Here is a 25,488-nt window from a genome sequence, read left to right as displayed (position 1 = left end):
ACCTTTTTCGAACATGGGAGTGAGCAACTAAGTGCCAGCGGCACAATCGCCCGAGGGCCCGGCCGAGCCGAGCAGTACCGAGCCGGGCTCGCGACCCGGCGACCCCGCTCCGGCCCAGCGCAGCAACTGGCGGGCCGAGGTTTGATCGAAGTTCTGCTGTCCGCGGCGGGCCTGCTGTTCGTCGGAGTCCTCACCCTGGGCACCGGCTTGGCCGTCGCCGCCGAGTTCTCCCTGACCTCGCTGGAGCGCAGCACGGTCGACGCGCACGTCAACGCCGTCGGGGACCGCCGTTCCCACGCCGTGCAGCGCGCGCACCGCACGCTGTCGTTTCAGCTCTCCGGCGCGCAGGTCGCCATCACCCTGACCACGCTGATCACCGGTTACGTCGCCGAACCGCTGATCGGCGATCTCATCCAGCCGGTCCTGGCGGCCTTCGGCACGCCCGAGGCGATCGTCTCCGGGGTCGCCCTGGCGCTGGCGATCCTGCTGGCCACCGCGCTGTCGATGGTCTTCGGCGAGATGGTGCCCAAGAACCTCGCGATCGCCCGGCCGCTGCCCACCGCGCGGGTGGTCTCGGGCTACCACGCCGGGTTCTCAAAGGTGTTCGGCTGGTTGATCAACCTGCTGAACAACACCGCGAACCACCTGGTGCGGCGCTTGGGCGTCGAACCGCAGGAGGAGCTGCGCTCGGCTCGCTCGCCCGACGAGCTCGGCTCGATCGTGCGCTCCAGCGCCGAGCGCGGAACGCTCGACGAGTCGACCGCGACGCTGATGGACCGGTCGCTGCGCTTCGGCGACCGCACCGCCGACGAGCTCATGACCCCGCGGGTCAAGGTCGGTGCCCTGGCCGTCGGCGACACCATCACCGATCTGCTCGACCTCGCCCAGCGCACCGGGTTCTCCAGGTTCCCGGTGCACGGCGACGACCTCGACGAGGTGCACGGCGTCGTGCACGTCAAGCAGGCGTTCGGCGTGCCCGCCGACCGCCGCGACTCGACCCGGGTGGAATCGCTGGCGCGGCCGGTGCCCACCGTGCCCGAGTCGCTCGCCGGTGACGCGCTGCTCAACCGGCTGCGCGGCTCGGGGCTGCAGATGGCCGTGGTGGTCGACGAGTACGGGGGCACCGCGGGCATCGTGACCCTCGAGGACGTCGTCGAGGAGATCATCGGCGATGTGCGCGACGAGCACGACCGCCAGGAGATCGCGGCGGTGCGCAGGCTGGGCGCCGACGTGTGGCTGATCTCCGGCCTGCTGCGGCCGGACGAGCTGACCGAGGCCACCGGTTTCGCCATGCCCGAGGGCGACTACGAGACCGTGGCCGGGTTCCTGCTGACCCGGCTGGGCCGGATCCCCGAGGTGGGCGACCGGCTCGCCCTGGACGGCTGGCTGCTCACGGTGATGCGGATGGATCGGCACCGCATCGCCGAGCTGCGGCTGACCCGCCAGCGCGCGCACGCCGAACCGGTGGGGGTGACCCGATGAGCGACGGATTCGCCATCCTGCTCGGCGTGGGCCTGCTGCTGCTCAACGCGCTGTTCGTCGGCGCGGAGTTCTCGCTGCTGTCGTCCCGCCGGGACCGGCTGGAAGCGCTGCTCGCCCAGGGCGTGGGCCGGGCCCGCACGGTGATCAAGGCCAGCCAGGAGGGCTCGCTCATGCTCACCAGCGCGCAGCTGGGCATCACGCTGTGCTCGCTGGGCCTGGGCCGGCTCGGCGAGCCCGCGGTCGCGCACGCCGTGGGCGGGCCGTTCGCGCTGCTGGGCATCCCCGAGGCGGTGACCCACGCGATCTCCTTCGCGATCGCGCTCGCCGTGGTGGTCGTGCTGCACGTGCTGGTCGGCGAGATGGTGCCGAAGAACCTGGCGCTGTCCGAGCCGGAACGAGTCGCGCTGTGGCTGGTTCCGCCGCTGGTGGCCTTCGTGCAGGTCGCGCGCCCGCTGATCGCGCTGTTCAACATGCTGGCCAACGCGGTGCTCAAGCTGCTCAAGGTCGAGCCCAAGGAGGAGCTGGAAACCGCCTACACCTCGGCCGAGCTGGCCGAGCTGCTGGTCGAGTCGCGCCGCGAGGGGCTGCTGGAGCAGTCCGAGCACCGCAGGCTCGCGCAAACCCTCTCGTCGGTCGAGCAGACGGTCTCCGAGGTGCGGGTGCCGCTGGCCGAGGTGACCGTGCTGCCTCCGCGGCCCACGCTCGGCGACGTGGAGCGGGCGGTCGGCGAGACCGGCTTCTCGCGGTTCCCGGTGCGCGGCGACGACGGCGATCTCCTCGGCTACCTGCACATCAAGGACGTGCTCGACCAGGCGGGCAACGACCCGCGCACCCCGATCGCCGCGGCCCGCTGGCGGCGGCTGCCGACGGTGCCGGTCACCGCGAGCCTGGCCGAAGCCATGGCCGAGCTCCGCCGCGCGGGCAGCCACCTCGCCGCGGCCGTGGACGCCTCCGGCGAGGCGACCGGCGTCATCGCCCTGGAGGACCTGGTGGAGGAGTACGTCGGAACCGTCCGGGACGGCACCCACGTGCGCTGACGGGCGCCCCGAGGGCTCCGCCGCCGCTTCGCCGGGCCGGTCCCCGGCGAAGCGGCGCTTCGGCTTCCGGGTAGTGTCTCCACGTGCGAGATGATCAGCTGGTGCCGTCCCGCGCGGACGTCGCCGAGTCCGGCCGCGTGATCGGCGGCCGCTACCGGCTGGAGCGCACGATCGGTCGCGGCGGCATGGGTTACGTGTGGTCCGGCAGCGACATCCTGCTGGGACGTCAGGTAGCGGTGAAGGAGCTGCGCTTCCCCCCGGGCCTCCCCAGCGTCGAGGCCGCCGAGATGCGCGAGCGCGCGCTGCGCGAGGCGCGAGCGATGGCCACGTTGAGCCACCCGAACACGGTGATGCTCTACGACGTCGCCCGGGAGGCCGACCAGCCCTTCGTGGTGATGGAGCTCGTCGCGGGGCAGAGCATCTCGGCGCTGCTCAAGACGCACCGGGCGCTCAACCACTACCAGCTGGCGGTCTTCGTCGACGGCGTGGCGGCCGCGCTGCAGGCCGCGCACCGGGTGGGGATCGTGCACCGCGACGTCAAACCGGGCAACGTGCTGCTGGGTCCGCTGGGGCAGGTCAAGCTCGCCGACTTCGGGCTGTCCCGCAACGTCGCCGAAGCCACCATGACCCGATCCGAGATGCTGGTGGGCACGCCGACCTACCTGCCGCCCGAGATCGCCCGCAGCCGCACCCTGGAGGCCTCCGCGGACCTCTGGAGCCTGGGGGCGACGCTCTACGCCGCCGCGGAGGGCCGGCCGCCGTACGACAAGTCCACCGACCCGCTGGCCACGATCAGCTCGATCGTGCACGGACCGCTCCCCCGCCACCACCAGACGGGCCCGATCGGAGAGGTCCTGGGCGGGCTGCTGGTCAAGAACCCGGAGCAGCGGATGCCGCTCTCCGAGGTGCGCAACCGGCTGCGCGAACTGGTCCTCGACGCCGGTGAGCAGCCGTTCGAGGCGCTGCTCAACCCCAGCACCGCGACCACCGAGCGGATGTCGGTGCCGAAACCTCCCTCGGCGCAGGCCATCCCCCGGCAGCACGACCGCCGCGCCGCTCCACCGCCACCTCCCGGCCGCGCCCGGCGTGCCGCACCCGCACCGCGACGCCCGGCGCCGGCGCAGCCCAAGCGCGCGGCTCCGCTGCAGGACACGCCCTCGCGGGCGATCCCCTCGCGGTTGCCGGTGCGCACCCCGGTCGCGCTGGCGGTGGCCGGGGTGGTGCTGGTGGTCGGGGCGGCGACCATCGGCTTCCTGGCCGGGCGCGAGGGCCCCGGAACCGCTTCGGTGTCCAACGAGCGCAGCCTGACCTTCGGCGAGGCGTACCGGAAGCTGCAGGTCGAGCAGGGCACCACCGTGGGGCGCAGGGTCTCGAAGAGCGCCGAGGACGGCGTGCGCTACCTCGGTTCGCTGGCGGCCGGGGACGTGCTGCGGCTGGACGGCGTGGCCTTCGGACCCGTGCCCGCCACGGAGGTCGTCGCCCGGCTGCGCACCACCGGCGATGCGACCGGCGCGCACCTGGACATCCGGCTGGACCGCCCGGACGGCGAGCTCGTGGGGCGCATCGACGTCGCCTCCGCCGGCGGCGGCACCGGCTGGCGGAACGCGGCGGTGCGGCTCGGGCGGGGCGTCACCGGCACGCACACCGTCCACCTCGTCGTCGGCGCCGCCAACGGGCAGGACGACCTCGTCCAGCTCGACTGGATCCGCTTCCACCGCTGAACGTGATCCCGGCCCCGCGCGGTGGGCATCACCACCAGGACCCCGAGCACCGTCGGCTAACCTGACCAGCGATGTCGGTGTTGAGCGAGCAGGAGTGGCGGGCGCGGCAGGCAGCCCACCGGGAGCGCGTGTCCGTCTGGACCGCGCCGCATCGCGAGCGCCAGCAGGAGAAGCGGAAGCACCCGGTGCTGGACTTCCTGTTCACCTACTACTCCTTCCGGCCCGCCCGCCTGGAGCGCTGGCAACCGGGTGTCGGCGTGGCCTTGGAGAACGGCGCGCAGTTCCTCGACCGGCGGGGGTTCGTCGAGACCCCGGACGGGGTGTCGCTGGACCCGGCCGAGCTGACAGACAAGCGTCGGGACGGCGCCGAGTTCGTCCTCGGCCTGCTGTCGGCCACCGCCTCCCGGCAAGCGCGGCTGGGCTGCTTCGGGCTGCACGAGTGGGCGATGGTCTACCGGACCGAGCCTGGCGACGTGCGGCACTCCGGGTGGCCGCTGCGGCTCGGGCACGCGGGCACCGACGAGGTCGTCGAGTCGATGCCGATCAGCTGCACCCACCACGACGCGTTCCGGTTCTTCACCCCGCAGGCCCGCCCGCTCAACGCGCTGCAGCCCGAGCGCGCCGACCAGGTGCGCCTCGAACAGCCGGGCTGCCTGCACGCGAACATGGACCTGTTCAAGTGGGCCTACAAGCTCGACCCGTTCGTGCCCGCCGAGCTCATCGCCGACTGCTTCGAGCTGGCGGTGCGGGTGCGCGAGCTGGACATGTGCGCCAGCCCGTACGACCTCAGCGCGCTCGGGTACGAGCCGGTGCCGATCGAGACCCCGCAGGGCCGGGCGGAGTACGTGCGGCGCCAGCGCGAGTTCGCCGAGGAGGCCTCCGGCCTGCGGCAGCGGCTCATCGACACCTGCCGGGAGATCCTGTCCTGGGGCGCCCAGCGCGAATCGGCCTGAAATCCCACCTCCGGACGGGGTGCGGTTTCCGGCCGAACCGCTAGACCACCGCGGGCTCGCGCTCGCGGGTGACGGCGCGCCGGGCCATGCCCAGGTAGACGGCCATCGCGGCGATCGACAGCACGCCCATGACCAGTGCCATCGGCACCGCGGTGTGCGAGCCGGCGGCACCGACCAGCGGCGAGGCCATGCCGCCGACGGCGAACTGCAGCACCCCCAGCAGCGCCGAGGCGCTGCCCGCGGTCTCCGGGCGGCCGGACAGGCTCAGCGCGGTGGCGTTGGGCATCACCAGGCCGACGCTGGCCACCGTGATGAACAGCCCGGGCAGCAGGCCCACCAGCCCGAGGCCGGCCAGCACCGCCACCAGCACCAGCAGCGCGCCCAGCAGGTTGCAGCACAGCCCGATCGCCAGCATCTTGCGCGGATCGGCCCTGCCGACGAGCCGCCCGTTGAGCTGGCCGATGCCGACGATGCCGATCGCGTTGACCGCGAAGACCACGCCGAAGGTCTGCGCGGACATCCCGTAGACGTCCTGCAGCACGAACGACGATCCCGAGATGTAGGCGAACATGGCCGCGAAGGCCAGCGAGGCCGACAGCGCGAAGCCGACGAACAGCCGGTCGCGCAGCAGCTCGCCGAAGGTGCGGAGGGTGATGCCCAGGCTTCCCGGCCGCCGGTTGGCGGCGGGCAGCGTCTCCGGCAGCAGGAAGGTGGCCACGGCCAGCAGCAGCGCGCCCACCGCGGTCAGCGTCACGAAGACCCCGCGCCAGGTGGTCAGCTGCAGCAGCTGGCCGCCCACGACCGGCGCCAGGATCGGCACGATGCCCACGACCAGCATCAGCATCGAGAAGAACTTCGCCAGCGCGACCCCCGAGTACAGGTCGCGCACCACGGCGCGGGCGATCACGATGCCCGCCGCGCCTCCGAAGCCCTGCACCAGCCGCATCCCGGCCAGCGCGTACCCCGAGGGCGCCAGCGCGCACAGGATCGAGGCGAGCACGTAGATCGCCACCCCGACCAGCAGCGGCCTGCGGCGCCCGAGGGCGTCCGACAGCGGCCCCATCACCAGCTGCCCGAGCGCGAGGCCCATGGTGCAGGCCATCAGGGACAGCTGGACCTCCGCGGCGCTGGCCCGCAGGTCCTCGGCGATGGCCGGGAAGGCCGGCAGGTACATGTCCATGCACAGCGGACCGAACGCCGTCATCCCGCCCAGAATCAACGCGTACTTGGCCCGGCTTGGCGGAGCCTGAGTCATCCCATCCTCGTTCGTTCGCAAAAGAAAAATTTCCCCGCAAAACCGTAACCGGCTTCGGCGCGCCGCGCGATGAGTTGTTCGTCGCACGCGAGTCCAAACCCGTGAGACCAGCACGAGACGGGGAGGGCCGAATGCCCGGAACGCACGACCTCGGACCCGCCGCGCACCACCTCGCCGGCCTGCTGCCGGGCATCGGCGAGGACGACCTGCGCTCGCCCACGCCCTGCCGCGACTACTCGGTGGCCACCCTGCTCGACCACGTGCACGGGCTGGCCGCCGCCTTCGCCGCCGCCGCGGTCAAGGACCTGGAGACCACCGCGCAGCCGCCGGACCCGCGCGCGGAGAACCTGCCCTGGGATTGGCGCAGCAGCATCCCGCACCGGCTGACCGAGCTCGCCGAGGCCTGGCGGGACGACGAGCCCTGGACCGGCGTGACCCAGGCCGGCGGGGTGCCGCTGCCCGGCGAGCTGGCCGGGCTCGTGGCGCTCAACGAGATCACGGTGCACGGCTGGGACCTGGCCGCGGCCACCGGGCAGCGCTTCGACCCGGATGCGGCGTCGGTGGCCGCCTGCCTGGAGTTCGCCAGCAGCTTCGCCAGCGAAGAACCCGATCCCGACAGCCCGTTCGGCGCGGCGGTGCCGGTACCGCCCACCGCACCGCCGCTGGATCGCCTCCTCGGGCTCACCGGCCGCGATCCCGCGTGGAAACCCGACGTGGTCTGAGCTGAGCCTCAACCCACCCGGAAGCCGTAGGGCAGCTCCAGGCGGTGGGCCGCGAGGAACTCCTCGTCGGCCAGCAGATCTGCGGTCGGCGCGTCGGCCACGACGCGACCGTCGTCGATCACCACGCTGCGCGGGCACAGCTGCAGCGCGTACGGCAGGTCGTGGGTGACCATCAGCATCGTGCTGTCCAGCGACAGCAGGACCTCGGCGAGCTCGCGGCGGGCCACCGGCTCCAGGTTCGCCGAGGGCTCGTCGAGAACCAGCAGCTCCGGCCGGCAGGCCAGCACCGCGGCCAGGGCGACCCGCTTGCGCTGGCCGCCGGAGAGGTGCATCGGCGAGCGGTGCGCCTGCTCGGCCATGCCCACCGCGTCCAGCGCCCCGTGCACGCGCTGCTCCAGCTCGGCGCCGCGCGCGCCGAAGTTGGCCGGGCCGAAGGCGACGTCCTCCCGCACGGTGGGCATGAACAGCTGGTCGTCGGGGTCCTGGAAGACCAGGCCGACGCGTCGGCGGATCTCCTTGAGGTTGCGCTCGGCCACCTCCAGCCCGGCCACCGAGATCCGGCCGGTGCTTCCCCGCAGCACGCCGTTGAGGTGCAGCGTCATGGTGGTCTTGCCCGCGCCGTTGGGGCCGAGCACCGCGACCCGCTCCCCCGGCGCGACCCGCAGGTCCACCCCGCGCAGCGCGGCGTGCCCGTCCGGGTAGGCGTAGGTCAGCCCGGAGACCTCCAGCGCCGGCGCCACCTCGGGTGTGGTGGCCGATCCTGCTTGCTGCTCGCTCACGCCGTCCACAGCGAAACTCCCAACACGACGGCGGCCAGTGCGGGCACCGCCAGGCCCGCGCTCCAGGTCCGCACCGGGGTCCGCCGAACCGGCTCCAGGTCGGGCATCTCCCCCGCCCAGCCGCGCGAGACCATCGCCAGGTGCACGCGCTCGCCGCGCTCGTAGGACCGGATGAACAGGCTACCGATGCCGCGCGCGGTGGCGCCCAGCTGCCAGACGAACCGCGGGTCGTGACCGCGCGAGATCCGCGCCAGCCGCATCCGCGCGGCCTCGGCCGCGATGACCTCGGCGTAGCGCAGCATCAGCGTGATGATGGTGATCAGCAGCTTCGGCGTGCGCAGCCGCTGCAACCCGAGCACCAGCTCGCGCGGCGCGGTGGTGGCCGCCAGCACCAGCGAGGTGCCCAGGCCGAGCGTGCCCTTGGCCAGGATGTTGAAGCCCGCCAGCAGGCCCTCGGTCGACAGCTCCAGGCCCACCACAGCCGTGGTGGGGCCACCGGCGGTGAACGGCAGCAGGAAGGCCAGCACCACGAACGGGACCTCGATGAGCAGCCGGCCGGCCAGCCAGCGCACCGGGATCCCGGCCAGCCGCGAGGCGGCGAAGACCATCAGCGCGTAGCAGGCGAAGGCCCAGAACAGCTCGCGGGGCGTGGCCACCACGCAGAGCACGAACAGGAAGGCCGCGACGATCTTGACCTGCGGCACCGCCCGGTGCAGCGCCGAGGAGCCCGGCAGGTGCAGCGCGTCGGCGTGCCCGGCGGCCATCGCTAGCGCTCCCCACCCCTGCGGCGCAGGCCCCAGAACAGCCCGCCCGCGGCCGCGAGCGTGACGATCGCGCCGATCACCCCGGCCACACCGGTGAACCGGTCGTCACCACCGAGCGCGTAGTCGGCCAGCGGACTGTCGGAGAAGGCGTGGTCGCTGGCGTGCTGGGCGATGCAGTGGCCGCGCAGCTGCTCGCCCTGCTCGGTCTGCACCGCGGTGCAGCCCCGCTGGGTGACCGCGTCCAGGCCGTCCGGGTCGGAGTCGGCGAAGTAGGCCACTCCCCCGGCGACCACCAGCACGACCAGCGCGAAGATCAGCAGGAAACGTCCTCGCCGGGCGTTCATCGGACGGCCTCCCCACGGCTCGTGCGCAACAGGTGGACCAGATCGGGCCGGGCGGCGGCCACCGCGCCGACGGTGGCCGCGGTGATCAGCCCCTCGCCGAGTCCGATGAGGGCGTGCACGCCGATCATCGCCACCGAGACCGTGCCCAGGCCGACCCCGGCCGCGCCGCCGATGGCGTACTCCAGGATGAAGCCGCAGGAGGCCACCACGGTGTTCACCCACGCCGCGACGAACGCGGTGGTCAGCAACCCCGCACGGCTGCGCTTGGCGAACCGGCGCAGCGCGAGCGCGACCAGGTAGCCCGCGGCGGTTCCGATCAGCGCCATGTTGGTGATGTTCGCGCCGAGCATGGTCAGCCCGCCGTCGGCGAACAGCAGCGCCTGCACCACCAGCACGATCGACACGCACAGCGCTCCGACCCACGGTCCGGCCAGCAGCGCGGCCAGCGCGCCGCCCAGCAGGTGCCCGCTGACGCCGGGCAGCACCGGGAAGTTGATCATTTGCGCGGCGAAGACGAACGCGGCGACCAGCCCGGCCATCGGCGCGGTGCGGTCGTCGAGGTCCGTGCGCGCCTTCAGCAGCGCAACGGAGAGCCCCGCGATCGCCACCGCGGCGAACAGCACCGCCGTCGGCGCGTTGAGCAGCCCGTCGCTCATGTGCATGGCGAGCGTGGTGGTCTGCACGGCCCGTCCCCTCTGGTTCTCGACAACAGCGGACCAAGGGTAGTTGCCGATGACCTGCTATCACCAGTACCTGGCAAGAGGGGAAGATCGCAGCCGGGCCGTGAAAAAAGCCGTCGGCCCGGGTCGCAGCACCCGGGCCGACGGCTCGAAGCCTGTTGCGAGGTCAGTCGCGCACGGCCAGCGCCAGCTCGCCGTTGGAGTCCCGCTCGGCGTCGAGGGTCTTGTCGCCCAGCAGCTGAGCGACCTCCTGCTCCAGGAAGACCCGGACGCCGGATTCCTCGATGACCTCGTCGCCCTCCTCGGGAGATTCGGCGACCGAGGCCTGCAGTCCCTGCTCGGCCGACGCGATGCGCAGACCGGAGCTCTCCGAGGATTCTCCGCCGATGAGGACGAGCTTGATGACCTCTACGGCGTTCTCACTGATGGTCAGCATGCGTAGCTCAACTGCTTCCTGCGCGTTGTTCCGTCGGTTGAAGGGGCCACCGTGTCAAAGCCGCGAGCCCCGACGCAAACCGGTCCCCACCTGGCGTGTCGGGCACGCCAGGTGGGGACCGCAGCGCGATCCGAGGTGCGGCCGAGGCACGAGCCGACCCGAGCTCAACGCGCGAACCGGCGAGCAGCACGAGCCCGGAGCAGCTGCTCAGCCCTGGTAGGCGTCCAGCGGCGGGCAGGAGCAGACCAGGTTGCGGTCCCCCCGCGCGCCGTCGATGCGCCGCACCGGCGGGAACACCTTCGCCGAGTCGTAGCCCATCGGGTAGGCGGCCTCCTCGCGGGAGTAGGCGTGGTTCCACTCCTGGGCCAGGCAGGCGGCGTTGTGCGGAGCGCCCACCAGCGGGTTGTCCTCGGCGGGCCACTGCCCGGCCACGACCTTGTCCACCTCCGCGCGGATGGCGATCATCGCCTCGCAGAAGCGGTCCAGCTCGGCCAGGTTCTCGCTCTCGGTGGGCTCGACCATCAGCGTGCCCGCGACCGGGAAGGACATCGTCGGCGCGTGGATGCCGTAGTCCGACAGCCGCTTGGCGATGTCGTCGACGCTGATGCCGCTCTCCTTGCTCACCTGCCGCAGGTCGAGGATGCACTCGTGGGCCACGAAGCCGCCCTCGCCGGTGTAGAGCACCGGGAAGTAGGCGCCCAGCCGCTTGGCCACGTAGTTGGCGGCGGCCACCGCGGTCAGCGTCGCGCGGCGCAGCCCGTCGGCCCCCATCATCCGCACGTAGGACCAGGAGATCGGCAGGATCGAGGCGCTGCCCCACGGGGCCGCGCTGATCGGGCCGACGCCGGTGTCCGGACCGGCCGCGGGCTGCAGCGGGTGGTTGGGCAGGAACGGCGCCAGGTGGCCGCGCACGCCGATCGGGCCGACCCCGGGCCCACCGCCGCCGTGCGGGATGCAGAAGGTCTTGTGCAGGTTCAGGTGCGAGACGTCGGACCCGAACTTGCCCATCCGAGCCAGCCCGATCAGCGCGTTGAGGTTCGCGCCGTCGACGTAGACCTGCCCGCCCGCGTCGTGCACCAGGCCGCAGACCTCGCGCACGGTGTCCTCGTAGACGCCGTGCGTCGACGGGTAGGTGATCATGATCGCCGCGAGGTCCTCGGCGTGCTTGTCGGTGAGCTCGCGCAGGTGCTCCATCTCGATGTTGCCCTGCTCGTCGCAGCGCACCACGACCACCCGCATGCCGGCCATCACGGCGCTGGCGGCGTTGGTGCCGTGCGCCGAGGCCGGGATCAGGCACACGTCGCGACCGGAGTCGCCACGGCTGCGGTGGTAGGCGCGGATCGCCAGCAGACCGGCGAACTCGCCCTGGCTGCCCGCGTTGGGCTGCAGGCTCACCGCGTCGTAGCCGGTCACCTCGGCCAGCCACTGCTCCAGGTCCGAGACCACCTGCAGCAGGCCCTCGGCGTCCTGGGCGGGCGCGAACGGGTGCAGCGAGGAGAACTCCGGCCAGGTGATCGGCTCCATCTCCGCGGTCGCGTTGAGCTTCATGGTGCACGAGCCCAGCGGGATCATGCTGCGGTCCAGCGCGATGTCCTTGTCCGACAGCGCGCGCAGGTAGCGCAGCAGCGAGGTCTCCGAGCGGTGGGTGTGGAACACCGGGTGGGTCATGTACTCGGAGGTGCGCGTCAGCGCGGCGGGCAGCGCGTCCGGGGTCTCGGCGTCCACCGAGTCGGCGTCGCCGTCCTGGATGCCGAAGGCCCGCCACACCCCGGCCAGGTGCGCGCGGGTGGTGGTCTCGTCGCAGCTGATCCCGACGTGGTCGGCGTCGACGCGGCGCAGGTTGATGCCCTCGCGCCGGGCCGCGGCCAGCACCGCGTCGGCCTTGCCGGGGACCTTGGCCTGGACCGTGTCGAAGAACTCGTCGTTGACGACCTCGACCCCGCCGCGGCGCAGCTGCCCGGCCAGCACCGCGGCCATCCGGTGCGCGCGGGTCGCGATCGCGCGCAAGCCCTCGGGACCGTGGTAGACGGCGTACATCGAGGCGACCACGGCCAGCAGCACCTGCGCGGTGCAGATGTTGCTGGTGGCCTTCTCGCGGCGGATGTGCTGCTCGCGGGTCTGCAGCGCCAGGCGGTAGGCCTGGTTGCCGTCGGCGTCCACGCTCACCCCGACCAGCCGACCGGGCAGCTGCCGCTCCATGCCCTTGGCCACGGCCATGAACCCGGCGTGCGGACCGCCGAAGCCCATCGGCACGCCGAAGCGCTGCGTGGAGCCCACCACGACGTCCGCGCCGATCTCGCCCGGCGAGCGCAGCAGCGTCAGGGCCAGCAGGTCGGCGGCCACGACGGCCTTGGCCCCGCGCTCGTGGATATGCGCGATCAGCTCGGCCTGGTCGCGCACCGCGCCCGAAGCGCCGGGGTAGGACAGCAGCGCGCCGAAGAACTCGCCCTCCGGCAGCTCACCGCCCGAGAGGTCGGCCACGACCACCTCGATGCCCAGCGGCTCGGCGCGGGTCTCGATGACCGCGATGGTCTGCGGCAGGGTGTCGGCGTCGACCAGGAAGCGCGGAGACTTGTTCTTGCCCGCGCGGCGCACGAGGGTCATGCCCTCGGCCGCGGCGGTGGCCTCGTCCAGCATCGAGGCGTTGGCCACCGGCACGCCCGCCAGGTCGGCGACCATGGTCTGGAAGTTCAGCAGGGCCTCCAAGCGGCCCTGCGAGATCTCCGGCTGGTACGGGGTGTAGGCGGTGTACCAGGCCGGGTTCTCCAGCACGTTGCGCAGGATCACCGGCGGGGTGGTGGTGCCGTAGTAGCCCAGCCCGATCATCTCGGTGTGCGGGTCGCAGCGACCGGCCAGCTCGCGCAGCTCGGCCAGCGACTCGGTCTCGGTGGCCGGATCCGGCAGCGCCAGCCGCAGGTCGCCCTCGCGGATGGACTCCGGGACGGCCTTCTGGCCCAACTCCTCCAGCGAGCCGACGCCGATGACGTCGAGCATGCGGGCGAGCTCGGCGGGCATCGGCCCGACGTGGCGGTCGGCGAACGGCCGTCCGTGCTCCAGCGCGGCCAGTGGGATGCGATCGTGCTTACCGTCGGTCATCGCCAAAACCTCAATCATCACGGCGAACAAAGGGCGGCAGCCGGGGCTGCTCTCCCCCTCTGTCACTGTCCGCGAAGCGAACGCCTGAGAGCTTCACCCGCTCGCAGCGGGCTTGCACCGTCGGCGGAGCGCACCATCGGTCCGGCGCACCCTCTTTCCAGAGGTATCTCGCCCGCGCGGTCCAGGTGGCCTGAGAGGTTGTCGGGGAGTTTTGCTCCTTCGGCGCCTGCTCCGGCGAAGCCGGTCCAGGACTCTCCCGCACGGGGTCGGCGATAGCGGTCAGGCTACCCGATCAACAGCGCCTTGCGGACCCGCGATGTCGCCTGTCGCACAAACAGACGACCGGCTCGGAGCCGTTGAGCTCCGCTGATGCGGTGAACCCGCGGCGACGAGGTTCGGCCGCGACGGGAGCCGTCAGCCCACCTCGGCCCCGGTTCCCGCCACCGCGGCAGCACCTCGAGGCGCCGCCGAGCGGTGCCAGTGCTCCCCGGCGAGGATCAACCGGTCTCGGCCTGGCGCTCGCGGCGGCGTCGTGCGAGCTCGTCGGTGAGCTGGGCTTCGATGTTCTCGCCACCGTCGGCCCGCTCGGCCGGGAACTCGTGGATCGTCCCGCTGATCTCGCGCATCGCGCCGCTGACGGCGATGCCGAACACGCCCTGGCCGCCTTGCAGCAGGTCGACCACCTCCTCCGCGGAGGTGCACTCGTAGACCGTGGTGCCGTCGCTGAACAGCGTCAGCTTCGCCAGGTCCTGAACGCCGCGCTTGCGCAGGTGCTCCACCGCGACTCGGATGTTGTGCAGGGAGACCCCGGTGTCGAGCAGGCGCTTGACCACCTTGAGGACGAGGATGTCCTTGAACGAGTACAACCGCTGCGAACCCGAGCCCGCGGCGCCTCGGATCGACGGGCCGACCAGCTTGGTCCGCGCCCAGTAGTCGAGTTGCCGGTAAGTGATGCCCGCGATCTGGCAGGCCGCCGTGCCGCGGTAGCCCACCAGCTCGTCCGGCAGCGAGGCGTCGGCGAACAGTTCACCCTGCTCCGCAGCACTCGATTCGGCTGCTTCCTCGACCACGCCTGCCTCCCCTCGTCCGGCCTCGCGGCCGACGACGATCACCAGCGCTAGGACCCGTGGAGATCCAGCGCCGCGAACACTGTGCCGATGCCGCCCGAGGCGGCCCACCGGCTGAATCACACCGGGGCGATTCGCGCACTTCGAAGGTAGGCCCGCCCGGCGACCGGGTCAACGCGACGCGCGGGCGCTGCGGGCAACACTTCGACGGGCGAACGAAGACCCCTGGGGCGAGCGCCCCAGGGGTCGAGGTCTGCTTCTCACGTGTCGGCGCCGCGGAAGTCCTCCGGGGAGACAGAGTCGAGGAACTCGCGGAACTTCTCGACCTCGTCCTCCTGCTCGTCCGGAATGATCAGCCCCGCCTCGTCCAGCACCGACTCGTCGGCGTGGATGGGCACACCGATGCGCAGCGCCAACGCCACCGAGTCGCTCGGCCGCGCGGACACCCGCACATCCCCGTCGAACACCAGCTCGGCGAAGAAGGTGCCTTCCTGCAGGTCGGTGATCCGGACCTGCTCCAGGTCCCTGCCCAGCGCACCGATGACGTCCTTGAGCAGGTCGTGGGTCAGCGGTCGCTGGGGCCGCACGCCCTGCTGCTCGAGGGCGATCGCGGTGGCCTCCACCGACCCGATCCAGATCGGCAGGTAGCGCTCGCCCTGCGCCTCGCGCAACAGCAGGATCGGCTGGTTGGCTGGTAGTTCCACTCGCACGCCGACGACGCGCATCTCGCTGCTCATCGTCACATCGCCTCCTCCAGCGCGCCGAAGCGTGACTTCCCCGTCGAGGATCGCGCACCGACGCCTCCGACGCTACCCGCGATACGGCGGACGCGCCCATCCCCGGCGAGCGGTGCGGCCGTCCTCCGCTCAACGCGATCGTTGTTGTCCGGGCTCGCGGCCCGGACCGCCGGCTCAGCTCCTCGTTGAGCGTCACCCGGCACGATACACCGCACGAACTCCCGGTTCGCCCAGTGGAAACCGCTTGTGCCGCCGGAAAATTCCCGGCATTCGGGGCGCGGTCGCGCGCGGGCGCGCAGCTGCTTCACGCGTCAGCGGGGCGACGCCCTGCGGCGCCGCCCCGCTGACGGTAGTCGATTACCCCCTGAGGTCGACCTCAGCGGCCGCCCTGGCCCCCGTCGATCGGCCCGGTCAGGAACACCAGCCGGAACTTGCCGATCTGCACCTCGTCGCCGTTGGCGAGCACCGAGGTGTCCACCGGTTCCCGGTTCACGTAGGTGCCGTTGAGGCTGCCCACGTCGACCACCACGAAGTCGTTGCCCTCCCGGCGGAACTCCGCGTGACGGCGGGACACCGTGACGTCGTCGAGGAAGATGTCGCTGTCCGGGTGCCGTCCGGCGTTGGTGGTCTCCCGGTCCAGGAGGAACCGCGAGCCGGCGTTCGGGCCGCGCTTGACCACCAGCAGGGCCGACCCCGCGGGCAGCGCGTCGACCCCGGATGCGGCGGCGGGCTCCGGCGCCCCGCTCTCGGTGCTCTCCTGCTCCGAGAAGGGCCTGAAGACCGAGGTGGTCTCCGGTGACTGCTCCGGCGGAACGTCGCCGAAGCCGCTGTTTTGGCTCACCTGAGCTCTCCTCTACGCGGATAGATCGTGCCAAGTATGTACCCAACGTACCGTGCCTGGACAGGGCTGGGACGCGCGACTCCCGACATGGTCCCGCGCCAGGCGGCCGCGGGAACGATCATGCCTGGTCGATGACCTTCTGGTACGCCTCGGCGTCGAGCAGACCGGCCCACTGCTCCGGATCGGCCAGCCGGATCTCCACCATCCAGCCGTCTCCCAGCGGGGCCGAGTTGACCAGCTCGGGCTGGTCCTCGAGCGCGTCGTTGCGCGCGGTCACCTCGCCGCCGACCGGGGCGTAGATGTCGGAGACGCTCTTGGTCGACTCCACCTCGCCGAGCGAGTCCCCGGAGGCGACCTGCTGCCCCACGTCCGGGAGCTGCACGAACACCACGTCGCCGAGCTGCTGCTGGGCGTAGTCGGTGATCCCGATGCGCACCACGTCCTCGGCCGTGCGCTGCACCCACTCGTGCTCTTCGGTGTACTTGATCTCCGGGGCCGCCACGAGGTCCCGCCTTCCTGCCGCTGTTGCAACGCGCCGTTGATCGGCTTCGGCGAAAGGTACTGGCCGCGCGCGAGAGCCCGCAAGGCGACGCGCAGGCCGCTGAGACGCCCCTCAGCCACCCGGCAGGCGCGCCCGCGCCCCGAGGACCGGGCGCTCAGCCCGGGGTCGAGGTGCGGGCCTGGCGGACCGCCGCGATGACCTGGCCGAGGTAGAGGACGCCCGCCCACACGTAGAGGGCGCCGCCCCAGCAGGTGAAGGCGTAGGCGATCGGGCGGACCACGTCGGCGCCGGTGAAGTCCTCCTGCACCAGCAGCAACAGCGGGAACGCGTACATCAGGCAGAACGTGGCGGCCTTGCCCAGGTAGTGCACGTCCGGCGGCTCGTAGCCGTGCCAGCGCAGCACCGGCAGGCACAGCGTGAGCACCACGTCCCGGCCGACCAGGGCGGCGGCCGCCCACCACGGGATGACGTCGCGGAGCACGAAGGCCACCAGGGTGGCCACGATGTAGAGCCGGTCGGCTGCGGGATCGAGGAGCTCGCCGATGCGGCTATACTGGTTGAGCCAGCGGGCGAGCTTGCCGTCCAGCCAGTCGGTGGCCCCGGAGACCACCAGCACCAGCAGGGCGAGCAGGTCGGACTGCGGACCGAGCAGCAGCCACAGGAACAGCGGCACGCCGGCCAGCCGGACCACGCTGAGCAGGTTCGGCAGCGTCCACAGCGGATCGGCCCAGACCCCGCGGGCGACCTCGCGGATCCGGTCCATACCGGGGTCCGGGTGGCCCTCGCTCACGCCGCCCGTCCCGCTCGTGGCGTCATCCGTGGTGCGCTCGGCATCCTGCACCACGAGCCTCCCCTGAATGGTCGTCCCCACTACCCGCGCCGGGTGCGCACCCGTGCATGCTTACCCGATCAGGGTCTCATATGGGCAGCACAACCCACTTGGCGGCCGGGCAGCGGAGGCGAGATCGACGCGACCTGGCCCCGCGAGACCGACCGCCGGGCGAGGAGGTCAGCGGCGGCGGTGGCTCCACCCCCGCCGGTGGAGCTCGGCGTCGGTGAGGAACCGCGCTCTGCCGCGGTCGTCCACGCCCGCCCAGCGGGCTCCGGAGGCGCCTTCGCGGACGTAGCAGTGGCCGCCGCTCCACACCACGCTGCACGGCGCGGTGGGCAGTTCGGCCCCGGTCTGGTCCTCAGCTCCGGCGGTTTCATCGGACGGTGACTTCCCTGCGGACAGGGCGGGTTTCGTGCTCATCGTTCGTAGCACCTCCGATTCGTTTGTCGGCACCGATCACCTCAGCGTTAGCCGCAAATCGCCTCTGCGCAGATTGTGTGCCCCGTGCACCCGGCCTGTCGCGGTGGAAGCGCCGCCGAGCGCCCAGCGGGTCATCCGCGTCGCCGAAGCGCGAACCGCCGGCAGCGCGCCGTTCAGCTCGGCGGATGAGCGCGACGTCCACTCACCCGCTCGGCGCGCACCCGCGGTGCGCTCCGATGACCACCTCCTCCCGGTGCGGAACCTGGCGCAGCCCGCGCATGTGCGGTACTACCGGGGCAACATCACCACCGCCGACACTGGAGTCTGTCAATGGGTGCCTACAGCGAGGCCTATCAGCGGAGCCTCACCGACCGCGAGGGCTTCTGGCTCGACGCGGCGGACGCGATCGACTGGGACCGGAAACCGACCCGAGCGCTGGACGAGTCCGCGGCACCGATCTACCGCTGGTTCCCGGACGGCGAGCTCAACACCTGCTTCAACGCCCTGGACCGGCACGTCCGCGACGGGCGCGGCGAGCAGCCGGCGCTGATCTGGGACTCGGCGATGACCGGCGCGGTGCGGAGCTTCACCTACGCCGAGCTGCTGGAGAAGGTGGCCCACTTCGCCGGGGCGCTGCGCGCCCAGGGCGTGTCCCGGGGCGACCGGGTGGTGCTCTACCTGCCGATGATCCCCGAGGCCGCGGTGGCGATGCTCGCCTGCGCGCGCATCGGAGCGGTGCACTCGGTGGTCTTCGGCGGCTTCGCGCCCAAGGAGCTCGCCGCCCGCATCGACGACGCGCGGCCGACCGCGATCGTGGCGGCCTCCTGCGGGCTCGAACCGGGCCGGGTGGTGGAGTACAAGCCGATCGTCGACGAGGCGCTGCGCCAGGCCCAGCACCAGCCGGACCGGGTGATCGTGCTCCAGCGCCCGCAGGCCGAGGCAGAGCTCGGCGCCCGCGACGTCGACTGGCACGACGCGCTGGCGCAGGCGGAGCCGGCCGGGTGCGTGCCGGTGGCGGCCACCGATCCGCTCTACGTGCTCTACACCTCGGGCACGACCGGCCGCCCCAAGGGCGTGGTGCGGGACAACGGGGGGCACGCGGTCGCGCTGCGCTGGTCGATGGCCAACATCTACGACATCTCCCCCGGCGACGTCTTCTGGACGGCGTCCGACGTCGGCTGGGTGGTCGGGCACTCCTACATCGTCTACGCGCCGCTGCTGACCGGGGCGACCACGGTGCTCTACGAGGGCAAGCCGGTGGGCACGCCGGACGCGGGCGCGTTCTGGCGGGTCATCGCACAGCACCGGGTCAAGGCGCTGTTCACCGCGCCGACCGCGCTGCGCGCGATCAAGCGGGTCGACCCGGACGGCGAGCTGCTGGCCGAGCACGACATCTCGTGGCTGCGCACGCTGTTCCTGGCCGGCGAGCGGCTGGACCCGGAGACCTACCACTGGGCTGCCGAGAAGCTGGACGTGCCGGTGATCGACCACTGGTGGCAGACCGAGACCGGCTGGCCGATCTGCGCCAACCTGCGCGGGCTGGAGCCGATGCCGGTCAAGGCGGGCTCGCCGACGGTTCCCGTGCCGGGCTTCGAGATCGAGGTCCTCGACCAGGTGGGCAACCCGGTACCGCCCGGGACCGACGGGGCGATCTGCCTGAAGCTTCCGCTGCCGCCTGGCACGCTTCCCACGCTGTGGGGCGACGACCAGCGGTTCCACGAGTCCTACCTGTCGCGCTACCCCGGCTACTACCTCACCGGCGACAACGGCTACGTCGACGCCGACGGCTACGTGTTCGTCATGGGGCGCACCGACGACGTGATCAACGTCGCCGGGCACCGGTTGTCCACCGGTTCGATCGAGGCGGTGCTGGCCGCGCATCCCGCGGTGGCCGAGTGCGCCGTGATCGGCGTGCACGACCAGCTCAAGGGCCAGGTGCCGCGCGGGTTCGTGGTGCTCAAGTCGGGCGTGGAGATCACCGAGGAGCGGCTGCGCGAGGAGCTGGTGGCCGCGGTGCGCGAGCAGATCGGGCCGGTCGCGGCGTTCCGGGACGTCGCCGTGGTCGACGGGCTGCCCAAGACCCGCTCGGGCAAGATCCTGCGCAAGTCGATGCGCGAGATCGCCGACCGCGGGGACACCGCCGTTCCCTCCACCATCGAGGACCCGGGCGTGCTCGACGGGCTGCGACCGGCGCTGCGGGGCGAGTAACCGGATCCGATACGTCCGTTCGGAGGCTTTCCGGGGCGGGCGTGGTCTATACCTTTGGGTGGTCACCTCCGAGAGGAGCCCACCCATGAGAGCTGGACCCCGTTCGACGGCGCGCCGAGGCGCGCTGCTCGTGGCCGCCGGGGCGCTGCTGGCCGCCGGAACCGCCGTTCCCGCCAGCAGCGCCTCGCAACCGGCCTCCCGGCTGACCGACGTGATCCCCGCGCCGCGCTCGGTGACCGCCGATCCGGGCACGACCTTCGAGCTGTCCGAGCGGACCGCGATCCGCGCCTCCGGTGCCGCAGCCCCCGTCGGCGACTACCTCGCCGGCGTGCTCCGCCCCTCGACCGGCCTGCCGCTGCCGGTCGCCCCCGGGCGCGGCACCGGCGACATCGCGCTGCACCTCGACGGAGATCCGGCGCTGGGCCCGGAGGGCTACCGGCTGCGGGTCGCCGAGGACTCGGTGCAGCTGCGCGCCACCAGCACGGACGGGCTGTTCAACGGCGTGCAGACGCTGCGCCAGCTGCTGCCCGCCAGGGTCGAGAGCGGCGCGCCGCAACCGGGTCCGTGGACGATGCCAGGCGGCGAGATCGCCGACGCGCCGCGCTTCGGCCACCGCGCGGCGATGCTGGACGTGGCGCGGCACTTCTTCGGCGTCGAGGAGATCAAGCGCTACATCGACCAGCTGGCCCGGTACAAGATCAACAAGCTGCACCTGCACCTCTCCGACGACCAGGGCTGGCGGATCCAGATCAACAGCTGGCCGCGGCTGACCGAGCACGGCGGCAGCACCGAGGTCGGCGGCGGCCCGGGCGGGTACTACACCCAGCAGGACTACGCCGAGATCGTCGAGCACGCCGCCTCGCGGCACATGACGGTGATCCCCGAGATCGACATGCCGGGGCACACCAACGCCGCGCTGTCGTCCTACGCCGAGCTCAACTGCGACGGCCAGGCCCCACCGCTGTACACCGGGATCGAGGTCGGGTTCAGCTCGCTGTGCGCGGGCTCCGAGATCACCTACCGGTTCGTCGAGGACGTCGTCCGCGAGGTCGCCGCGCTCACGCCCGGGAAGTACCTGCACATCGGCGGCGACGAGGCGCACTCGACCACCGACGAGGACTACCTGGCGTTCATGTCGGAGGTCCTGCCGCTGGTGGAGAAGTACGGCAAGACGCCGATCGGCTGGCACGAGTACGGCAAGGCCGAGCCGCGGGGCGATTCGGTGCTGCAGTACTGGGGCACCACCAACAGCGATCCCTCGCTGGGCGCCGCGGTCGCCAGGGGCAACGGGATACTGGTCTCGCCGGCCGACAAGTCCTACTTGGACCAGAAGTACGACGAGAGCACCGAGCTCGGCCTGAACTGGGCCGGACCGACCTCGGTGTCGGAGGCCTACGGCTGGGACCCGGGCAGCTACTTGCAGGGCGTGCCGGAGGAAGCCGTGCTCGGCGTGGAGGCCCCGCTGTGGACCGAGACGCTGGAGACCTCGGAGCACCTGGAGTTCATGTCCTTCCCCAGGCTGCCCGCGATCGCCGAACTCGGCTGGTCGCCCCCGCAGGAGCTGAACTGGGAGTCGTTCCGCCAGCGGCTGGCCACCCACGGCCCCCGGCTGGAGGCGGCCGGGATCGACCACTACCGCTCCCCGCAGATCCCCTGGCCGAACTAGCACCCGAACCTCTCGAGCGCGGCGTCGTCCCTTTTTCATCAAGAGTCCCCGGGGCGCCTGGGGACTCTTGATGAAGAAAGGGACGACGGCGGCCCGCGGTGCGGTCACCGGGGTCAGAGCTTGGGTTCGAGGACCTGCCACCAGTCGGCGAGGGTGGGGCGCTCGGCCAGGTCGGCGAAGGTGATCTCGATGCCGAGCTTGCGCCACCGCTCGACCAGGGTCATCACGCGCACCGAGTCCAAGCCCCAGTCGACGAGCTCCTCGTCGTCGGCCAGTTCGGCGGGGTCCTCGTAGAGCATCTCGGCGACCTGGGAACGCACGTCCTCCGGGGTCAGCTTCGCGGTCATCGGGTCGTTCTCCTCGCAGCTCAAACGGTTTCGGTCGCGCGGGCCAGGTCGTCGGCCAGGTTGGCGGCGGTGTCGACCACGCCGCAGTTGCGCGCCGCGTACTCCAGCGCCATCCGGTGGTTGTCCGGGGAGAAGTCGGCGACCCCGTCGGCGACCAGGAACGCCTGGACCTCCTGCTGGAAGGCTTCGGCCGCGGTCATCATGCAGCCGATGTGCGCGTAGATGCCGGTGATCACCAGCTGGTCGCGCCCCCACTCGCGCAGCAGCTCGCGCAGCTCGGTGCGCTGGAAGGCGCTGTAGCGCCACTTGGTCAGCCGCACGTCGCCGGGCCGGGGGGCCAGCTCGTCGATGATCTCCTCCATCGCCGGGTCGGCCACTCCGGGCCCCCACCACTCCAGCTGCAGGCCGCGCTGCTCCGGGGTCTGCCCACCGGGCTGGGCGCAGTAGACCACCGGAACGCGCGCCGCGCGGGCGCTCTCGGCCAGCCGCGAGATGTTGGGAACGACCTCGGCGAGCGGGTCGGCGTCCGGGGTGAAGGCGTTGACGAAGTGCCGCTCCATGTCGTGGATCAGCAGCACGGCGCGGGAGCTGTCCGGGCGCCAGTCCACCTTGTTGCTCGGCAGCTCGTCCGGCTGCGGGACGCGGTAGGGGGCGATCCTGGGAAGCGCCACGGTGGGTCCTCTCTGCTCTGGGGCGGGTCGGTTTCAGCCGCGCAGCTGCGGGACCAGCTCGCGGCTGATCGCCTCGCGGAGGTCGCGCTTGCTGGTCTTGCCGACGCCGGTCTGCGGGAACTGCTCGACGAACACCACCCGGTCTGGCAGCTTGTACCCGGCGAGCCCGCGCTGCCGCAGGAACTTGACGAGTTCCCGGGACTTCGGCGCGGCACCCCTGGCGATCACGAACGCGCAGCTGCGCTCGCCGAGGTAGTCGTCCGGCATGGAGACCACCGCGGCGTCGTGCACCGACTCGTGGGCCAGCAGGTGGTTCTCCACCTCCTCGGCGGCGATCTTCTCGCCGCCCCGGTTGATCTGGTCCTTGGCGCGCCCTTCGACGACGATGTTGCCCTCGGCGGTCAGCCGAACCAGGTCACCGGTGCGGTAGAAGCCCTCGGGGGTGAACGCGCGGGCGTTGTGCTCGTCCGCCGCGTAGTACCCGCGGATGGTGTAGGGCCCGCGGGTGAGCAGGTGCCCGGTCTCCCCCGGCCGGACGGGGTCGTCCTCGTCGTCGAGCACCAGCACCTCGTCGTCCGGTGAGATCGGGCGCCCCTGGGTGCTGACGATGACCTCCTCGGGGTCGTCCAGCCGGGTGTAGTTGACCAGTCCTTCGGCCATCCCGAACACCTGCTGCAGCGTGGCGCCGAGCACCGGGCGGACCCGGCGGGCCACCTCCTCGCCGAACTTCGCCCCGCCGACCTGCAGCACCTGCAGGCTGGAGAGGTCGTGCGAGCTCTCCGGCGCGGCGTCGAGCCACAGCAGCGCCAGCGGCGGCACCGCGGGCGCCTGGGTGACCCGTTCCCGCTCGATCAGCGGGAAGACCTCGTCCGGGCTGGGCCTGCGCGCGAGAACCACGCGGCCACCGGCGTGGAAGACCCCGAGCGCGCCGGGCGAGCTCATCGGGAAGTTGTGCGCGGCGGGCAACGCCACCAGGTAGACGGTGTCCTCGGTGATCCCGCAGATCTCGTTGCTGGCGCGGAAGGAGTAGATGTAGTCGTCGTGCGTGCGCGGGATGAGCTTCGGCACGCCCGTGCTCCCGCCGGACAGCTGCAGGAAGGCCACGTCGCTCGCGGCGGGCTCGTCCAGGCCCACCGGATCGGCGTCCACATCGGACAGCGCGGTGAACTGGCCGGGGTCGCCGGCGATGAGAACGGTGAGCTCGGGCAGCTCCTCGCGCACCTCGGCGGCGAGATCGCGGTGGTCGAACCCTGCCTCGACGTCCGCGGTGATGTAGGCGGCGGCCTCGCTGAACTCGCAGAAGAAGGAGATCTCGGTCAGCCGGTGCGACGGCAGCGCGAACACCGGCAGGGCCCCCAGCCGGAACAGCGCGAAGCAGACCTCGTAGTGCTCGGCGGTGTTGGGCAGCTGGACCACCACCCGGTCGCCCTTGCCGATGCCGCGCTCGCGCAGGCCCGCGGCCAACCGGTCGGCCCGGTCGTCGAGCTCGCGGTAGGTCACCCGGCGCTGGGCGTCGACGACCGCGACGCGGTCGGGGTGCTTGGTGGCGCGCACCCGCAGCATCTGGCCGTGGGTGTAGCCCTGCCAGTACCCCGCGGCGCGGTAGCGCTCGGCGAACTCGTCCGGCCACAGCGTGACCCCGGGCAGTGAAGCGATCATGTCTTCCCCTCAGTTGGCCTGGTCCAGGCCCATCGCGGACAGCGCGGTGCGGAACTTCGCGGTGGTCTCGGCCAGCTCGTCGGCGGGATCGGAGCCGGCCACGATCCCCGCGCCGGCGAACAGGCGCAGCGCGTCCCGCTCGACGTCGGCGCACCGGATGGCCACCACCCACTCGCCGTCTCCGCCGGCGTCGCACCAGCCGACCATGCCCGCGTAGTAGCCGCGGTCGAACGGCTCGGTCTCGGCGATCGCCGCGCGCGCCCGATCCAGCGGGGTGCCGCACACCGCCGGGGTCGGGTGCAGCGCGTCGGCCAGCTCCAGCGAGGTGGTGGCCGGATCGCGCAGCTCGCCGGTGACCTCGGTGGCCAAGTGCCACATGGCGTTGGTGGAGACCACCGCGGGCGCCTGCGGGACGTGCAGCTCGGCGCAGAACGGGCGCAGCGCCTCTGCGACGGCCTCCACCACCGCGGCGTGCTCCCGGTGGTCCTTCTCCGAAGCGGCCAGCTCGTCGGCGCGCCGCCGGTCCTCGACCGGGTCCGCGCTGCGCGGCCGGGACCCGGCCATCGGGTTCGAGCGCACGGCGGTGCCCTGCCGGGAGACCAGCAGTTCCGGGCTCGCGCCGAGGAAGGTGCGGGCCAGCTCGGGCTGCGCGCCGAAGTTGTCGCGGGTGCCGTCCTCGCCGCGGCGCGGGAGGTCGACGGCGAAGGTGTAGCTGGCCGGGTCCGCCAGCGCGAGGTTGCGCAGCATCTCCCGGACGTCGACCGGCCCGCTCGGGGTGAGCTCCAGCGAGCGGGCCAGCACGGCCTTGCTCAGCTCGCCCCGCTCCATCCGGCGCAGCAACCGCTGGACGCCCAGCGCGTACTCCTCCGGCTCGGGCACCGGGCGGACGTCGAAGTCCGGGCCGGTCGCCCGGCTGGCCTGCGGCACCAGCACGTTCAGCGGCTCGGCCCGCACCACCTCCTCGGGCAGCACCAGGTGCGCCGGGAGGTCGTCGTCGAAGGGCACCGCGCCGACCACCATCGGATTGCGGCGGCCGAATTCCACCGCGCCGTCCAAGAATTCGCGCATCCGCTGGGGAAGCCGCTCCCGCGCGCACTGGGTCTTGGGCACGGTGGCGGCGACGCCGCGGGTGAGCAGCACGCCGCGCGGCCCGGAGAACAAGAACGACGATCCGGCTTCGTACGCCGCGAGCAACCGGGCCGAGCCGGCGACGAGGGTGTCGTCGTCCAGCACCCCGGGTTCGGTGTCGATCGTGGTCATGGCAACCTC

At 72.1% G+C, this 25,488-nt stretch carries 23 protein-coding genes, 1 pseudogene and 1 riboswitch; of the genes and pseudogenes, 7 read left to right on the top strand and 17 right to left on the bottom strand.

The genetic code is table 11. The annotated features are described in order from the left end of the window. The first annotated feature begins 141 nt into the window (after nucleotides 1-141). The 4 genes from ACFQRI_RS01820 (at nucleotide 142) to ACFQRI_RS01805 (ending at nucleotide 5,193) form a co-directional block, all read left to right on the top strand. Nucleotides 142-1,482, top strand: a complete 1,341-nt coding sequence (locus ACFQRI_RS01820; protein WP_380663495.1) for a hemolysin family protein — start codon at nucleotides 142-144, stop codon at nucleotides 1,480-1,482. After that, nucleotides 1,479-2,519, top strand: coding sequence for a hemolysin family protein (locus ACFQRI_RS01815; RefSeq protein ID WP_380663491.1), 1,041 nt, complete (start codon nucleotides 1,479-1,481; stop codon nucleotides 2,517-2,519). Before ACFQRI_RS01820 ends, ACFQRI_RS01815 begins: the two co-directional genes overlap by 4 nt. An 83-nt stretch (nucleotides 2,520-2,602) precedes the next feature. Further along, nucleotides 2,603-4,240, top strand: coding sequence for a protein kinase domain-containing protein (locus ACFQRI_RS01810; protein WP_380663488.1), 1,638 nt, complete (start codon nucleotides 2,603-2,605; stop codon nucleotides 4,238-4,240). Nucleotides 4,241-4,311: 71 nt separating this feature from the next. Beyond that, nucleotides 4,312-5,193 carry a 3-methyladenine DNA glycosylase gene (locus ACFQRI_RS01805; protein ID WP_380663485.1) on the top strand — a complete coding sequence of 294 codons (882 nt, stop codon included), beginning with the start codon at nucleotides 4,312-4,314 and terminating at the stop codon, nucleotides 5,191-5,193. A 40-nt stretch (nucleotides 5,194-5,233) separates the two neighbouring features. On the opposite strand, the gene ACFQRI_RS01800 is transcribed toward ACFQRI_RS01805, so the two are convergent. Further along, nucleotides 5,234-6,448: a Bcr/CflA family multidrug efflux MFS transporter gene (locus tag ACFQRI_RS01800; protein WP_380663482.1), complete on the bottom strand. Its 1,215-nt coding sequence runs from the start codon at nucleotides 6,446-6,448 to the stop codon at nucleotides 5,234-5,236. Between the two features lie 131 nt (nucleotides 6,449-6,579). Between ACFQRI_RS01800 and ACFQRI_RS01795 the strand changes: the two genes are divergently transcribed. Beyond that, a complete protein-coding gene (locus ACFQRI_RS01795; protein WP_380663479.1) occupies nucleotides 6,580-7,170 on the top strand; it encodes a TIGR03086 family metal-binding protein in 591 nt (196 codons plus the stop codon). An 8-nt stretch (nucleotides 7,171-7,178) separates the two neighbouring features. Here the strand turns inward: ACFQRI_RS01795 and ACFQRI_RS01790 are convergent, their stop codons facing one another. From ACFQRI_RS01790 to ACFQRI_RS01735, 12 genes are all read right to left on the bottom strand, one after another. After that, complete coding sequence (locus ACFQRI_RS01790) at nucleotides 7,179-7,958, bottom strand: energy-coupling factor ABC transporter ATP-binding protein (RefSeq protein ID WP_380663476.1); 780 nt, start codon at nucleotides 7,956-7,958, stop codon at nucleotides 7,179-7,181. Next, complete coding sequence (gene cbiQ, locus ACFQRI_RS01785; protein WP_380663473.1) at nucleotides 7,946-8,713, bottom strand: cobalt ECF transporter T component CbiQ; 768 nt, start codon at nucleotides 8,711-8,713, stop codon at nucleotides 7,946-7,948. Before cbiQ ends, ACFQRI_RS01790 begins: the two co-directional genes overlap by 13 nt. A gap of 2 nt (nucleotides 8,714-8,715) precedes the next feature. Next, nucleotides 8,716-9,057: a PDGLE domain-containing protein gene (locus tag ACFQRI_RS01780; RefSeq protein WP_380663470.1), complete on the bottom strand. Its 342-nt coding sequence runs from the start codon at nucleotides 9,055-9,057 to the stop codon at nucleotides 8,716-8,718. Beyond that, the gene (locus ACFQRI_RS01775) at nucleotides 9,054-9,719 is read right to left on the bottom strand and encodes an energy-coupling factor ABC transporter permease (RefSeq protein WP_380664563.1); all 666 of its coding nucleotides are present in this window, start codon (nucleotides 9,717-9,719) and stop codon (nucleotides 9,054-9,056) included. The genes ACFQRI_RS01780 and ACFQRI_RS01775 overlap by 4 nt, the downstream gene beginning before the upstream one ends. A gap of 184 nt (nucleotides 9,720-9,903) precedes the next feature. After that, nucleotides 9,904-10,173, bottom strand: a complete 270-nt coding sequence (locus ACFQRI_RS01770; RefSeq protein WP_380663467.1) for a HesB/YadR/YfhF-family protein — start codon at nucleotides 10,171-10,173, stop codon at nucleotides 9,904-9,906. 207 nt (nucleotides 10,174-10,380) lie between these two features. Then, nucleotides 10,381-13,269, bottom strand: coding sequence for an aminomethyl-transferring glycine dehydrogenase (gcvP, locus tag ACFQRI_RS01765; protein WP_380663464.1), 2,889 nt, complete (start codon nucleotides 13,267-13,269; stop codon nucleotides 10,381-10,383). A 167-nt stretch (nucleotides 13,270-13,436) separates the two neighbouring features. Then, nucleotides 13,437-13,538, bottom strand: a riboswitch (glycine riboswitch). Nucleotides 13,539-13,766: 228 nt separating this feature from the next. Beyond that, complete coding sequence (locus ACFQRI_RS01760) at nucleotides 13,767-14,339, bottom strand: MerR family transcriptional regulator (protein WP_380663461.1); 573 nt, start codon at nucleotides 14,337-14,339, stop codon at nucleotides 13,767-13,769. Between the two features lie 257 nt (nucleotides 14,340-14,596). Continuing rightward, a complete protein-coding gene (locus ACFQRI_RS01755; protein WP_132626999.1) occupies nucleotides 14,597-15,073 on the bottom strand; it encodes a bifunctional nuclease family protein in 477 nt (158 codons plus the stop codon). Nucleotides 15,074-15,449: 376 nt separating this feature from the next. After that, nucleotides 15,450-15,914, bottom strand: coding sequence for a glycogen accumulation regulator GarA (gene garA, locus ACFQRI_RS01750; protein WP_380663457.1), 465 nt, complete (start codon nucleotides 15,912-15,914; stop codon nucleotides 15,450-15,452). Nucleotides 15,915-16,032: 118 nt separating this feature from the next. Beyond that, nucleotides 16,033-16,416 (bottom strand): glycine cleavage system protein GcvH, encoded by a 384-nt coding sequence (gene gcvH, locus ACFQRI_RS01745; protein ID WP_380663453.1) that lies wholly within the window; start codon nucleotides 16,414-16,416, stop codon nucleotides 16,033-16,035. Between the two features lie 154 nt (nucleotides 16,417-16,570). Then, nucleotides 16,571-17,260 (bottom strand): CDP-alcohol phosphatidyltransferase family protein, encoded by a 690-nt coding sequence (locus tag ACFQRI_RS01740; RefSeq protein ID WP_380663450.1) that lies wholly within the window; start codon nucleotides 17,258-17,260, stop codon nucleotides 16,571-16,573. A gap of 165 nt (nucleotides 17,261-17,425) precedes the next feature. Continuing rightward, the gene (locus ACFQRI_RS01735) at nucleotides 17,426-17,668 is read right to left on the bottom strand and encodes a hypothetical protein (RefSeq protein ID WP_380663447.1); all 243 of its coding nucleotides are present in this window, start codon (nucleotides 17,666-17,668) and stop codon (nucleotides 17,426-17,428) included. Nucleotides 17,669-17,980: 312 nt separating this feature from the next. On the opposite strand from ACFQRI_RS01735, the pseudogene ACFQRI_RS01730 reads away from it, so the two are divergent. Further along, a pseudogene (locus ACFQRI_RS01730) lies at nucleotides 17,981-19,876 on the top strand (propionyl-CoA synthetase); the annotation flags it as partial. Between the two features lie 85 nt (nucleotides 19,877-19,961). Further along, a complete protein-coding gene (locus tag ACFQRI_RS01725; protein WP_380663444.1) occupies nucleotides 19,962-21,542 on the top strand; it encodes a beta-N-acetylhexosaminidase in 1,581 nt (526 codons plus the stop codon). A 113-nt stretch (nucleotides 21,543-21,655) separates the two neighbouring features. Here the strand turns inward: ACFQRI_RS01725 and ACFQRI_RS01720 are convergent, their stop codons facing one another. From ACFQRI_RS01720 to dhbC, 4 genes are read right to left on the bottom strand one after another with little or no spacing between them, the layout of a single operon-like run. After that, the gene (locus ACFQRI_RS01720) at nucleotides 21,656-21,889 is read right to left on the bottom strand and encodes a phosphopantetheine-binding protein (protein ID WP_380663442.1); all 234 of its coding nucleotides are present in this window, start codon (nucleotides 21,887-21,889) and stop codon (nucleotides 21,656-21,658) included. 20 nt (nucleotides 21,890-21,909) lie between these two features. Then, a complete protein-coding gene (locus ACFQRI_RS01715) occupies nucleotides 21,910-22,560 on the bottom strand; it encodes an isochorismatase family protein (RefSeq protein WP_380663440.1) in 651 nt (216 codons plus the stop codon). Between the two features lie 33 nt (nucleotides 22,561-22,593). Next, nucleotides 22,594-24,219, bottom strand: coding sequence for a (2,3-dihydroxybenzoyl)adenylate synthase (locus tag ACFQRI_RS01710; RefSeq protein ID WP_380663438.1), 1,626 nt, complete (start codon nucleotides 24,217-24,219; stop codon nucleotides 22,594-22,596). 9 nt (nucleotides 24,220-24,228) lie between these two features. Continuing rightward, on the bottom strand, nucleotides 24,229-25,479 hold the full coding sequence (dhbC, locus tag ACFQRI_RS01705; protein WP_380663436.1) for an isochorismate synthase DhbC: 1,251 nt from the start codon (nucleotides 25,477-25,479) through the stop codon (nucleotides 24,229-24,231). Between the last annotated feature and the right edge of the window lie 9 nt (nucleotides 25,480-25,488).

Source organism: Saccharopolyspora griseoalba (assembly GCF_042665275.1).
GTDB classification, from domain to species: Bacteria; Actinomycetota; Actinomycetes; order Mycobacteriales; family Pseudonocardiaceae; genus Saccharopolyspora; species Saccharopolyspora griseoalba.
This window is presented reverse-complemented; position numbering and strand designations above follow the sequence as displayed.

Coding starts and splice junctions, on each gene's coding strand:
- ACFQRI_RS01775 (WP_380664563.1), bottom strand. CDS start 9,719: ATGCACATGAGCGACGGGCTGCTCAACGCGCCGACGGCGGTGCTGTTC.
- ACFQRI_RS01755 (WP_132626999.1), bottom strand. CDS start 15,073: ATGAGCAGCGAGATGCGCGTCGTCGGCGTGCGAGTGGAACTACCAGCC.
- ACFQRI_RS01815 (WP_380663491.1), top strand. CDS start 1,479: ATGAGCGACGGATTCGCCATCCTGCTCGGCGTGGGCCTGCTGCTGCTC.
- ACFQRI_RS01780 (WP_380663470.1), bottom strand. CDS start 9,057: ATGAACGCCCGGCGAGGACGTTTCCTGCTGATCTTCGCGCTGGTCGTG.
- ACFQRI_RS01800 (WP_380663482.1), bottom strand. CDS start 6,448: ATGACTCAGGCTCCGCCAAGCCGGGCCAAGTACGCGTTGATTCTGGGC.
- ACFQRI_RS01735 (WP_380663447.1), bottom strand. CDS start 17,668: ATGAGCACGAAACCCGCCCTGTCCGCAGGGAAGTCACCGTCCGATGAA.
- cbiQ (WP_380663473.1), bottom strand. CDS start 8,713: ATGGCCGCCGGGCACGCCGACGCGCTGCACCTGCCGGGCTCCTCGGCG.
- ACFQRI_RS01725 (WP_380663444.1), top strand. CDS start 19,962: ATGAGAGCTGGACCCCGTTCGACGGCGCGCCGAGGCGCGCTGCTCGTG.
- gcvP (WP_380663464.1), bottom strand. CDS start 13,269: ATGACCGACGGTAAGCACGATCGCATCCCACTGGCCGCGCTGGAGCAC.
- ACFQRI_RS01770 (WP_380663467.1), bottom strand. CDS start 10,173: ATGCTGACCATCAGTGAGAACGCCGTAGAGGTCATCAAGCTCGTCCTC.
- dhbC (WP_380663436.1), bottom strand. CDS start 25,479: ATGACCACGATCGACACCGAACCCGGGGTGCTGGACGACGACACCCTC.
- ACFQRI_RS01720 (WP_380663442.1), bottom strand. CDS start 21,889: ATGACCGCGAAGCTGACCCCGGAGGACGTGCGTTCCCAGGTCGCCGAG.
- ACFQRI_RS01795 (WP_380663479.1), top strand. CDS start 6,580: ATGCCCGGAACGCACGACCTCGGACCCGCCGCGCACCACCTCGCCGGC.
- ACFQRI_RS01710 (WP_380663438.1), bottom strand. CDS start 24,219: ATGATCGCTTCACTGCCCGGGGTCACGCTGTGGCCGGACGAGTTCGCC.
- ACFQRI_RS01805 (WP_380663485.1), top strand. CDS start 4,312: ATGTCGGTGTTGAGCGAGCAGGAGTGGCGGGCGCGGCAGGCAGCCCAC.